Here is an 11571-nt window from a genome sequence, read left to right as displayed (position 1 = left end):
AACTGCACGGATCGGCCGTTATCGGTCTGCACGGTCATGGATTGCGCGTTGACCTGCTCAATGGTCCCGAGGGTGCCGTTCTTCACGCCAAGGCCGTGCTCATTCTGCAGGAACATGACGCGGTCTCCGTTGGCGAAGTGCCGTACGCCGCGCTCGACTGTCAGGCGGACGTCATCCCCCAGATCGCCGGCCGCCCGCATCCGCTCCCGCGCAGCTTCGTTGAGGGCGCGGACTTCGTCGTTGGTGTGGGTGAGGATGATCCGGCTGCTCTCCGGCGCGGACTGCCGGTCGCGGTCCCAGCGGTCGATCGGATCGCCGCGTGCCTGCTCCCGGGTTTGAGCTTCATGCACCATGCCGTGGGAGCGATAGGCCTGCAGCGCATCGCCAGTTCTGCCGGTTGCCAGATCGCGGGTGGCGTCCCGCTGCCAGTCCTCCCGCTGGCGGCGCACCTCGCCGATTTCCGCCCCGCCATGGCGCTCATGGATCGACCGGAACGCCGCACCGGCCTCGATGGCTTGCAGTTGTTGCGGATCGCCGACCAGCACGACTTTCGCGCCGGCCTCTGCCGCATGGGACAGGACGCGCTCGAGCTGGCGCGTACCGACCATGCCCGCCTCGTCAATCACCAGGACGTGGCGCGAGGTGAGCGCGTCGCGGCCCTGTTGCCAGCCATGCTCCATGCTGGCGATGGCGCGCGACGCGATGCCCGATCCGCTTTCGAGGTTTTCCGCCGCGATGCCGGACAGCGCAACGCCCCGGACCTCGTAGCCGGCCGCTTCCCAGGCCTCGCGCGCCACGCCAAGCATCGCACTCTTGCCCGTTCCGGCGTGGCCGACCACGATCGAAAGATCGCGCCCATCCGTGATATGCGCCATTGCGCCAGCCTGCTCGCGTGACAGGACAAGGTCGCGCGCCTCCGCACGCGCCAAGGCGGCTTCACGATTCCTGTCTTGCACTCCATGGCGTTCCCGTTCCGCCATCAGTTCGTCAGCACGGTGCAGGCGCTGTTCAGAATCGATCATATCGCGGGTGGTGAAGCGATCCTCGCCGCGAGCGTCCTTGCCGAGTTCGACCAGATCAGGCGCGCTGCGTATCGCGCCCATGACCTGATTGAACTGGTCGAGACCGTCGCTGTGCCGGTGCGCAAACTTCGCGATGTCGCGGCGCGTAAAAGTCGATTGCTGATGCGTGATCGCCTCCAATGCAAGCGAGGGATTGGCGATGATCTGCTCGCCATTGCCGCGCGCGATCTCGCGATGCATCTCGGCGCGGTCGGCCTTGGTTCCTTGGCCCTCGATGCCCCGACCCTCGATGCGTTTGGCGGGCGCACCGATCTGGCTTTGCGGTTCAAGCGCGATGCCCTGTGCTTCGAGGCTGCGATGGTCGATCTGCGCGTCGATGTCGAGTTCGGCAAGGCGCTCGTTGGCAAGCTCGGCCCAGCGTTTACGCCAGCGCTCCACCATCTCGGTGCGGTTCCAGTCCCGTACCTTCTGGCCAAAACCGTTCCCGTCCACCGCCCTCATGGTCAGCATGACGTGGGCATGGGGTTTGGGCGTGCCGTCCTCGGCCATGTCCCAATGCACATTGAGATCGGCGACCATGCCCCGATCAACAAACTCGCCCCGAACGAAGTCGCGGGCGAGTTCGATGGCCTGTGCCTGTGTCATCTCGCGGGGAAGGGCGAACTCGACCTCACGAGCAAGCTGAGCATCCTTGCGGACCTCGAACGCCTCAACATCGTTCCAGAGCCGTTCGCGGTCGCTCCACGCTTCCGGCGCATTCTCCGGCAGCATGACCTCGGAATGCACCACGCCGCGCTTGGCGGAAAAGTCTTGGCTACGGCCAAGGCGCTCGTCGCGCAGCCATGAGGCCGAGCGGTAGGCCGCCGACGCCACCGCGCTTGACCCAGACTTCCGGCCAATGACCTTGATGTGAAGATGATAGATCGCCATCGCGATCAGATCATCTACACGGCAGAGCGCACGTCGGAACGACGTATAAGCGCGCCCTCCCTCAAAAAAGTCTCGGGAGGGACTACCGCGTCCCAGGCTGTCCTGACGAGCTTACGGCATTGTGTCGGGCTCTCGACTATCATTTCTTCATCAACAACGATGGGGGCGCCGATGCGCAAGCCACGGGACTTTGATGCCGAACTGAAGGCGCTTGGGGACAAGGCGCGTGACCTCAAGAGCCGCAAGGTGCAGCGGCTTGGCGAATTGGTTATCGCCACCGGGGCAGACAGCCTCAGCGCTGACGAACTGGCGGGCGCGCTGATCGTGCTAGCCGAGACGAAGGACACCAGAAAGATGGAGGCATGGGCCAGGCGCGGGGCCGTGTTCTTTCAAAGCCGGTCGCGGCGATCTGCACCGGCAACTGACCGCGACGCTAGGGGCGCTCCGGCGCAACCGAGCGGCGCACAACCGCCATCAGACGGCACAGGCGCGACATGATATGCGCACGTGGCAGGTTGAGCGCCGCAAGCGCGCGCGGCATCTGATCGAACTGGGTGGCCTTGTCGTCAAAGCCGGTATCGTGGACCTGACCGGTGATGACCGCGCCACGATCTTTGGCGCGCTGCTGTGGAGCGCCGACAAGCTCAAGAGCGATCAAGGCGAACGCGCACGAGCGCTGTGGGCCGCAAAAGGCAAGCAAGCGTTCGAGGCGGATCCGGCAACACGCAAGCGGATAACGCCAACCTTTCCAACTGCTCGTGGTTGATGCACGACGCACGGGGACTTACGACGTCCTTGGACGCCGATCGGGGTCAAATGGCGATGCCAATATGCCAAGGACGGTCGGGATTACCGCAAATCCTGATCTCACCGGAGAGCTTGTCCTTGAGGCTCTTGATCTCCTGTCGCATCGCGCGGCTGTCGCCGACGATGCGGGGCGCGCCCAGTCGAGCACACGCTCGCCCTCGGGGGTAAAGCCTTGGAAGCGCGAGCCGCGCTGAACCAGCATGACGCCGAGGATTTCCTCGAGTTGCTTGATGCTGGTCGACATCGTCGGCTGGGTAACGCCGCAGGCCTCTCCGGTGCGTCCGAAATTCCGCTCCTTGGCGAGCGTCAGCAGAAGTTCGAGCTTGTCGATCATTAGTCTTTCTTGGCACGGCCCTGCCGCAACCAATACGTCCACAATTATCTTCCTTTGCACCGCGATCGATTCCGCACCCAATTATTCGATTTGGGGGCCAAGGACGGATGTGTTGACCCGGCGGTACGCGTGGCTCACGTCCGTCGCATCGCCGGCACGCTGGCTCCACGGGACGCGCAATTAGCAGCAGAGGCAAATGCTGCGGAACGCCAAGATCAAGCTCGAGAGGCTTCGTCCGGTGGCTTCCGATCCGCACATTCGACACTTGCGCAATCGGTAGGGAAGCCATCACCAACTCAACCAGATGAGATTCACTCGCACACCTTCATGAAGATTTCTGCCCTCTACAAGCGCCAATTGGTGATCTACGTGCTGACTTTACTAAGGAGATCGGAATTCGAGTCGCTGGTCCGCTACACCGCGGAGCCCACCATTGCAGAAGCCTTGGACTATGGCGCCAAAGCCTAGCCGGTGAACATCCAGAGTTGTTCGCTCGCCATGTAACCCGCGAGCAGCAGGACGCCGAAAGCGATGATCAGCGCTGCAGCGCCGACCTCGATCGCGCGCATCGCGAGCGCGCCGGCTCCGGCCCGCGACCTGGCGATGCGGCTTGCGAGCCCGCGCGCGCTGACGGCGATCGTTGCGATCGCCGCAACCGTTACGGCCGTGCCGAGACCCATGATCAGGGTCGCGCCGACACCGGTCCAGAACAGGTCCTGGGCCAGCGCAAAGATCAGGACAATGATCGCGCCGGAACAGGGGCGGAGTCCGACCGCGATCACGGCGGACAGGCCTCTGCGCCAGCCGCCCGCGCCGGCAAGCTCGGTGGGCTCCGGTCCATGGGCGTGTCCCCAAGCCGAGGCGTGAAGGTCATCGTGGCAATGAAAGCCGTGCACGGTACAGCCGTCGACCATGCATTGCCGGCCGCGTATGGCGATCGTGCCAAGCCGCGCCGGAGACAACCGACTGGCGGCACCATTTGCAATCGGAGCTGATGCGAAAACCAGATTAGGCGCCTCCGTCCACCTCAGTTCGCGGGAGGCGATAAGAAGACCACGGCCTTTGACATAGAGAAGCCGCAGGCCGATCAGGATCATGAGACCATAGCTGACGATTTCGGCCAGATGAACGGTCAGTCCGATCGCTTTGGCGGTTGCGCCAAGCAGAACTGCGGCGACCGCCACGACGACAATGGCGATAACGGATTGGACGCCTGCGGACACGAATGACAGCACCACGCCGCGGCGCCAGGTCTCCTCATTGGCGACGAGGTAAGAGGAGATCACGGCCTTGCTATGCCCCGGACCCACGGCATGAAGAATGCCATAGAGAAACGAAATGCCGAACAGACCCAGCATCGCGGAGCCATCGTCTTTGGCGGCCCGTATGAAGGTAGACAGCGAACGATAGAAGGCGGCCTGCTCTGCAAAAATCCAGCCCATGACTCCTGATGCTGACATCCCGGCTGCTGGATGCGGTGCGCCAAACGGTGCGCTCAACGCCGACACGATATCGGTCGCACAGGCGATCAGAATCGCTGCAAGGAGAATCAAAGTGACTTTGCGCGACCTTGTCATGGGCACTTCACCAGGATCTTGTTGGCGAAGATTTCTCCATAGGTGCTGGAGGGATCGAGCGGCACGGCGTCGAGCTGGCTGAGCCGCGCCTGCTCTGCCGCCGTCGGCTGGTGCGGCAGATCGTAAGTCAAAAGGCAATGCGGCGCGCCGCTCAAGGAGACCGGCTTGTCCTTGGCGAATTCGAAATCCACGAAGATCGAGGGGTCGTAGATTTCGATCTGCACGGCCTTTGCGGATGCAGGTGCTTTCAAGGGCAGCGTGAAATGCAGGGTGAGGGCGGCGTTCTTGTACTCGAGCCAGTAGTCGACGGAGCCCGCGAACTTCAGCTTCTTGCCGTCAGCGCGGGCGTAGGTGAAGTAGTCGTACTCCTTCAGGGAATCGACATTGGTCTGGGCGAGCGAAGCCAATTCCTCGCGCGTGTACTGGCCCTTCTTGGCGTGGGAGATGCCTTGAAGGGCATAGGCTGAAAACATCTCGTCGAAGGTCCAGGCGTGGCGGACGTCCGTCATGCTGCCATCAGCGGCGTAGAGCACTTCGCTATGGAACGTGACCCAGACATGGGGATGCGCCTCGGCACGGTTGACGAACAGCAAGAGGAGAAGGATCGCGCAGGAGCAAGATGTACGATTGATCATGGTCAATCCGCCGAGTCGAGAAATTGAGGGCACCCCGCAAGAAGCGGGGCGCTGTGCGCACACCTGAGACTTTGGAGTTGATAAGAGCAATTCACGGCTTGCAAACCGGAGGCGACCGTGCGGGCAATTCGGGATCCCTGTGGTATCGAGCAAGGATCGGTTCGAGAATTTCTTTCGGCCAGAATTTAGGAGCGCCGATTTGCTTCAAGCAGAAGGCATTCCAATATAGCCCGGTACGCGACGGCGACTGATGATTTGCAGCCGCTTGTGCGACGGCTTCGATGTCGCGGGATTCAGGATAAATGTAAAGCGTCGTCGGATTGTCCTTCAACAGAGGGATGATTTGCCGGGCGTCAGAGGGCGACCAACTGGTGCAACCGTCGCTGCGGCCGTTCGAGTATTCCTCCAGATTGCCAAACGGAACGTAACCGTTCCCGTTCGCGTACGGGCTGCGCGGATCCTTTCGAAGACATATTTTCTTCAGCACGAGGGCCGGATGTCCGCCGATGGCGCGCTCTCTGGCATTGGCGGTCTCGCCTTCGCCGTCAAACTGAACGAACGAGCGGATCAGAGCCGCATCCTGGTTCAGCGGAGTGCGATAATAGCCCTTGAAAGATGTCTTGGTCTCACCTGTCACATAGGCGCCGCCGGTCGTCAGGTATGAGTCCATCGCATTGCCAAAGTTCTTCGCGCACTCTTTTCCGTTGAGGAAATCGACGACACCCCTCAAATCGCGGCCGCTGCCGTGTCTCGCCGAAATCGCACGAAAAGACCGGTCCGCTTCGCAGATGACGTAAAAGCGGGCTCCCGATCTGCCATCGCCCAAATCGTGAGGGCGCGTCGCGTCCATGCCAAAGTAGCAGGGATTGTTGACGACGCCTTCCTTCACCTTTCGCAGATATAGCTCGCGCGCCCTTTGCAGAACTACTTGCGCGATTTGGCCCTCACCTTCGCCAATATGGTCCCGCAGCCAGGCCGTAACATCCGATGACGGCTCCGCTGCGAAGGATCCAGCCGCCAGCCACGCAGCGATTGCGAAGCCTAGACTAACGCTCTTGAGAAAGCACAATCCTGTCCGCAACGGATCGCCTCTACACCGCAGTCGTCATGCTAGGCTGTCGAGGAGCTAAGAGCAGCCCGTCATCTGAGTCTCTCTGCGACGGGGCAAGCTTCTTCAGCCCAATTGAGCTGTTCTTGTCAGTTCGCTCATCGGACTGCCGGCCGCTCGTGTGGGTCGGTGGAAAGATGCTGTCGTATGTCGCGCGGGCTTCGCGAATCAAACGAAGGCGCTCAAGCTCGGATTTTGTAACAAATTTTACGATCTCGCCCATCTGCATTTCCTTCAGACGCAGCAAGCCTCGAAGCCTTGCCTTAACAGATCCCTTGGCAGGTCGCGTCCGATGAAAACCAGTCGCGTCTGGCGTGGCTCCTGTTCTTTCCAGGGACGCCGACTTCCGCCTTCAATGAGCATATGGACGCTCTGAACGACGAACTGCCGATCGTCATCCTCGATCGATGCGATGCCCTTCATGCGCAGGATGTCCGTCCCATAGCGCTGTGCGACATCCTGAATCCATGGCACGAACTTGTTTGGCTTCATCGGCCGATCAGCGACCAGGGACAGGCTGCCGATCTCGTCATCATGTTCGTGCTCGTACGCTTCGGTGAGGAAACCTGGCTCGAGCTCGAGAATGCGCTCGAGATTGAAGGCGTCCCGCCCCAATATCTGGGCGAGATTGATATCACACCGCTCCGTTCGGTAGATCGTCGCATATGGGTTGATGTTTCTGATACGGTGCTCGATTGCCGCGAGGCCACCCCTATCGACAAGATCGACCTTGTTGACGAGAACGACGTCGGCGAAGGCGAGCTGCTCCTGCGCTTCCGGCGTCCGGTCGATCTGTTCGACGAGATGTTTGGCATCCGCGACGGTGATGATGGCGTCAAGCTTCGTCCTGCGACGGACGTCTTCATCGACAAAGAACGTCTGCGCCACCGGCGCGGGATCTGCGAGTCCCGTCGTCTCGACGACAATGCCGTCGAAGCTTCTGCTACGGCGCATCAGCCCTGCAATGATACGAATGAGGTCGCCGCGAACCGTGCAGCAGATGCAACCGTTGTTCATTTCGAAAATCTCCTCGTCCGCGTCGACGATGAGATCGTTGTCGATCCCGACCTCTCCAAATTCGTTCACGATCACGGCAAACCGCTTGCCATGCGTCTCCGAGAGAATGCGGTTCAGCAAGGTCGTTTTTCCCGAACCGAGGTAGCCAGTCAGAACGGTGACAGGAATCTGCATCGCAGCGTCGGGCATTGGACTTTTCCTTTTCCGGTCGCGGCCTTGGCTTCGTTGCGCCTTCACGTTGGTCGCGCGTGCAGGGCGCTTGCAGCTCGCAGGACGTAATGTTATAACATTACATAAAGAGGCGAGGCAAGAACGGGAAAGAACCGAAGAAACAAGTCTTCTGCGTTTGGTTAGGCGTAACATTGCAACGCGCTCGAGCGCGCTGCAGGGTTACGGCTTTGAGCTATCAGGGGGAGATTGAGTGCGTCATCCTCAGAATAGGCGCGAAGATGGCAGGCGGCAAAGTGTGCCGGCCAATGCGGTAGACCGCAAGGCGATGGAGGCTCGTGCTCGCGTCTACGCCGCCTCGAAGGGCGCACCCTTTTCGCCAATGCGACAACGTGTTCTCACCCTGCTGGGGACATCGGACAAACCGTTAACGGCCTACGAGATTGCTGGAGGGATAAGCGACAAGCGAAAAGTTCATGGCATCGAGGTTTATCGGGCTCTCGAATTCCTGCAGGAGGCCGGCTGCATCCATCGGCTTGCCTCGCGGTCGTCGTACTTCGCTTGTGACCATCTTCATGGCGAGGGAGAGGCCGTTGTTTTCATGGTTTGCCAGGAATGCGGCGCGGTACATGAAATGGGGTCGGAATTGGTTACACGCGGATTAAAAGGCGCAGCGAAAACAATGGGCTTCAAAGCGGCACATTCGATTGTCGAGGTGGAGGGCGAATGTGCGAAGTGTGCCACCGCGCACCCAATCTGACCAAGGCTTCCTGCCATGATCATGCACCTGGGCGCGTCCCCCGAGGTGCTGATGCAAGGCCGTTTCTGTCGTTGCTGACAGATCACAACATGGAATATTCGGATTTTGAACGTGTCTCCCAATTGACCAAGTTGCCTACAAGGATACTGTTTGGTCGGCGAAAAACACAGTGACCACCTGATGTTCTGGTTTCGGAAACATCTCAGGCATGGTTCATGGCTCGCGCTAGTCGCGCTTGCCATCAACATTGTGCTCGCCTTCGGACATGTCCATGCACCGGATGGAACAGTCTCTGGGCGGCAGGTCGCATCAATCGCTGCCGGTGATGTAACCGATAGCGGGCAGAGCCAGAAGCATCCGGCGCACCACGCCGATTATCTTTGCCCGATCTGTATGGCGGCTGCCGCTATGGACAATGCGCTGGCTCCGGTACCGCCAGCGCTTTCCATAGAGTTTGCCGACGCCATGATCGATCATCCAATCGATCATGTCCTCTTGCTCCCGCAGCCAGCACGCATCGGATATTTATCGCGCGGACCTCCGATCTCCTGACATCGCTGTTTCGATCCATCGTTAGCGCCGCGCGATGGGCGCGCCGCGGGCTATGGAACCGAAGCACCCCTTCGGAGCCCAGCCGCCTGTGTGCGGCGGGCAGGCGTTCAGTCAGGAATCATCAGATGAAAAGTCCTTTCCTTCGTGCCTTTCGGCGGGTTCTCCTCTCGGCCTCATCGCTAACGCTCGTGGCAGCTTACGGCGCGCCCGCGCTGGCCCAATCGCCATCGACCACCACGACGCCGCTGCCAAACGCGTCCCCCTCTGCGTCTCCTTCGCCGACGCCGGAAAGCTCGGCCACGCCCGCCCCGTCAGAGTCACCGGCCGCTTCGCCCACTCCGCAATCAACGCCGGCCGTGCAGGCCGCGCCTCCGGGAACCAACGTTCTGCCCGAAACCCGCGTCGCCGCGCCAGTCGAGCGGCGGCAGCCGCGAACGCCGCCGCCAAGGCAGGTCGTGCGCAATCCGACACCGACAGCGCCGGCCGTGCCAAGCGCAGAACAGGCCCAGGCTGCAGCGAACCGCCAGGTCGTTCAGCAGACCCAGAATTTCGACAAGCGGCGCGACACCGTCCTGCTGCCGAAAACAGGCGCCAGCACATATGAACTCACTCAGAGGGACATTGAGAACATCCCGCAGGCCAACGCCATTCAGCTCTCTGACCTCGTCCTGCAATTTCCGGGCGTCTACCAGGACTCGACGAGTCAGGGCGACTTCCACATCCGCAACGAGCACGGCAACGTGCAATATCGCGTCAACGGAATTCTGCTGCCCGACGGCGTTTCCGGTTTCTCGCAGATTCTCGAGACGTCCTTCATCAGCAACATGCAACTGCTCACCGGCGCGCTGCCGGCGCAATATGGCCTGCGTACCTCCGGCGTCATCGACATCACGAGCAAGAGCGGAACAGCGCTGGCTGGCGGCAGCGTCAGCCTCTACGGCGGCAGCCGACAGACCATCTCGCCCAGCTTCGAATATGGCGGGGTTGAGGGCAAAACTGAATATTTCGCCACCGGGCGCTATTTCAACACCGGCCTCGGCCTTGAGCCCCCGACATCTTTCTTCAGCGCCATTCACGATCACTCGGAACAGGGCCGGTTCTTCGCCTATACGTCCACAGTGCTCGATGATCCGACGACGCGGGTGGTCACCATTTCCGGTTTCGGCGCGACCCGATACCAGATTCCCAACAATCCCGGGCAGCCCGGCAACGTGGGAGGCTTTTGCGGCGGTCCGTTCGACCCCGCGAACCCCTGCCTCAACCCGGATGGCACCCCCAATCCGAACGCTCCCGCCTACACGGCCTTCGGCAAAAGCGCTTTCGATTCGAGCACAATCAATCAGAACCAGTACGAGAAGAACGCCTACAACGTCATCGCCTGGCAGAAATCCGAAGGCGATTTCGATGCGCAGCTTTCGTATTATTCGCGTTACAGCGATCTTCACTTCGTGCCCGACCCGGTGGGCGATCTCTTCAGCAACAACGTCGCATCCGACGTTTTCCGCAGCTCGTTCCTGAACGGGATTTCGGGCGATTTCGCGTACCGTTTGAACGAGGCGCATACCGTTCGCACCGGATTCTACACCCATGGCGAAGAGACCCGGATCGCGACCTTAAGCACGGTGCAGCCGCTCGACCTCGCTGATCCGAGCCTCCTGACGGCGATCGATACGCCGTTCAACATTCTCGACACCGCCAACAAGTTTGGCTGGCAGCTCGGGGGCTATGCCCAGGACGAGTGGCGGCTGACGCGGCAACTCACACTCAATTACGGCCTGCGGTTCGATCAGATCTACCAATATGTCAACGCGAACCAGTTCAGCCCGCGCGCGAGCCTGACCTACACGCCATGGTGGGCGACCGTCTTGCACATCGGCTACATGCGGACGTTCACGCCGCCGCCGCAAGTGCTTGGCCGGACGATTCCAACCCAACTCTTTGACGGCACCACCCAGCAGTCTTCCGCGCCCCTCACGCCCGAACAGGCCGCCGCGCTGCCCGGCCAAGTGGCCGGCCTGCCTCTTCGCAATGTCGGTGCGATCCTGCCCGAGCGGGCGCATGTGGTGGACGCCGGCTTCCTGCAGCAACTGCTGCCGCAATGTCCGACGCCATCAAGCGCCATGCCCACCAAAGCGCCCGTCGCGGCTGCAAATTGTCCGAGCCTCGAGGTTGGCGGCAGAGTCTACTACAAGTGGGCCAGGGACCTGATTGATGATGGGCAGTTCGGTCAGGCCTATACGCTCACGGCGTTCAACTACAACAAGGGCGAGAACTACGGCACTGAACTGACCTTCAGGTTCAGGTACGGAGGCTTCTCCGCTGATACAAGCTGGGCCTATGCGCTCCAGCACGCGACTCAGGTCGTGTCAAACCAGACCCTGTTTTCGGTGCCCGCCTTGATCTACCTCCAGAGCAACTGGATCTACACCGACCATGATCAGGCCGTAACGGGTTCGGGAAGGGTCGCCTACCGGTGGACCGACACCAGTACCTGGTTGGACGGCACCACCGTGAGCGGAACCTTTATCTACGGCAGCGGCTTGCGTTCGACCCCGCCGGGTCCGGTTTGCCCCAACTGCGGCGTGCTCCCATCCTATTGGCAGTTCAATACCGGCGTGTCGCATGAGTTTGCCAATGGCTGGAACGGACTGCCGGTTACGG

At 61.0% G+C, this 11571-nt stretch carries 11 protein-coding genes and 1 pseudogene; 6 read left to right on the top strand and 6 right to left on the bottom strand.

Going from position 1 to position 11571, the window contains the following annotated elements; genetic code table 11:
- A partial coding sequence (gene traA / locus JOY90_RS14790) for a Ti-type conjugative transfer relaxase TraA (protein WP_291691859.1) occupies positions 1-1952 on the bottom strand: 1952 nt, incomplete at its 3' end.
- Between the two features lie 171 nt (positions 1953-2123).
- Between traA and JOY90_RS14785 the strand changes: the two genes are divergently transcribed.
- Together JOY90_RS14785 and JOY90_RS14780 are read left to right on the top strand one after the other, a co-directional pair.
- Positions 2124-2450, top strand: a complete 327-nt coding sequence (locus tag JOY90_RS14785; RefSeq protein WP_291691858.1) for a conjugal transfer protein TraD — start codon at positions 2124-2126, stop codon at positions 2448-2450.
- A gap of 1 nt (position 2451) precedes the next feature.
- Entirely contained in the window at positions 2452-2718 is a 267-nt protein-coding gene (locus JOY90_RS14780) for a conjugal transfer protein TraD (RefSeq protein WP_291691857.1), read from the top strand.
- A 54-nt stretch (positions 2719-2772) separates the two neighbouring features.
- Here the strand turns inward: JOY90_RS14780 and JOY90_RS14775 are convergent.
- Positions 2773-3093, bottom strand: a pseudogene (locus JOY90_RS14775) (LysR family transcriptional regulator); the annotation flags it as partial.
- Between the two features lie 9 nt (positions 3094-3102).
- Here JOY90_RS14775 and JOY90_RS14770 point away from each other — a divergent pair.
- Positions 3103-3561, top strand: coding sequence for a hypothetical protein (locus JOY90_RS14770; RefSeq protein ID WP_291691856.1), 459 nt, complete (start codon positions 3103-3105; stop codon positions 3559-3561).
- On the opposite strand, the gene JOY90_RS14765 is transcribed toward JOY90_RS14770, so the two are convergent.
- From JOY90_RS14765 to JOY90_RS14750, 4 genes are all read right to left on the bottom strand, one after another.
- Positions 3558-4601 carry a nickel/cobalt transporter gene (locus tag JOY90_RS14765; protein ID WP_291691855.1) on the bottom strand — a complete coding sequence of 348 codons (1044 nt, stop codon included), beginning with the start codon at positions 4599-4601 and terminating at the stop codon, positions 3558-3560. The two genes, JOY90_RS14770 and JOY90_RS14765, sit on opposite strands and share 4 nt — an antisense overlap.
- Before the next feature lie 65 nt (positions 4602-4666).
- Entirely contained in the window at positions 4667-5305 is a 639-nt protein-coding gene (locus JOY90_RS14760) for a DUF1007 family protein (RefSeq protein ID WP_291691854.1), read from the bottom strand.
- Positions 5306-5396: 91 nt separating this feature from the next.
- A complete protein-coding gene (locus JOY90_RS14755) occupies positions 5397-6338 on the bottom strand; it encodes a hypothetical protein (protein ID WP_291691860.1) in 942 nt (313 codons plus the stop codon).
- A gap of 309 nt (positions 6339-6647) precedes the next feature.
- A complete protein-coding gene (locus JOY90_RS14750) occupies positions 6648-7619 on the bottom strand; it encodes a GTP-binding protein (RefSeq protein WP_291691853.1) in 972 nt (323 codons plus the stop codon).
- 277 nt (positions 7620-7896) lie between these two features.
- Here JOY90_RS14750 and JOY90_RS14745 point away from each other — a divergent pair, with 277 nt between their 5' ends.
- The 3 genes from JOY90_RS14745 to JOY90_RS14735 form a co-directional block, all read left to right on the top strand.
- Positions 7897-8358: a transcriptional repressor gene (locus JOY90_RS14745; RefSeq protein WP_291691852.1), complete on the top strand. Its 462-nt coding sequence runs from the start codon at positions 7897-7899 to the stop codon at positions 8356-8358.
- Positions 8359-8538: 180 nt separating this feature from the next.
- The gene (locus tag JOY90_RS40145; RefSeq protein ID WP_367276940.1) at positions 8539-8910 is read left to right on the top strand and encodes a DUF2946 family protein; all 372 of its coding nucleotides are present in this window, start codon (positions 8539-8541) and stop codon (positions 8908-8910) included.
- A gap of 188 nt (positions 8911-9098) precedes the next feature.
- A partial coding sequence (locus JOY90_RS14735; protein ID WP_291691850.1) for a TonB-dependent receptor occupies positions 9099-11571 on the top strand: 2473 nt, incomplete at its 3' end.

The organism is Bradyrhizobium sp. (genome assembly GCF_019242285.1).
GTDB lineage: Bacteria > Pseudomonadota > Alphaproteobacteria > Rhizobiales > Xanthobacteraceae > Bradyrhizobium.
Note: the sequence above shows the minus strand (reverse complement) of the source record. Positions and strands in the feature narration are given on the sequence as shown.

Bases quoted from the DNA above. Each gene is read 5' to 3' on its own strand.
- JOY90_RS14785 (WP_291691858.1), top strand. From the start codon at position 2,124: ATGCGCAAGCCACGGGACTTTGATGCCGAACTGAAGGCGCTTGGGGAC.
- JOY90_RS14780 (WP_291691857.1), top strand. From the start codon at position 2,452: ATGCGCACGTGGCAGGTTGAGCGCCGCAAGCGCGCGCGGCATCTGATC.
- JOY90_RS14760 (WP_291691854.1), bottom strand. From the start codon at position 5,305: ATGATCAATCGTACATCTTGCTCCTGCGCGATCCTTCTCCTCTTGCTG.
- JOY90_RS14750 (WP_291691853.1), bottom strand. From the start codon at position 7,619: ATGCCCGACGCTGCGATGCAGATTCCTGTCACCGTTCTGACTGGCTAC.
- JOY90_RS40145 (WP_367276940.1), top strand. From the start codon at position 8,539: ATGTTCTGGTTTCGGAAACATCTCAGGCATGGTTCATGGCTCGCGCTA.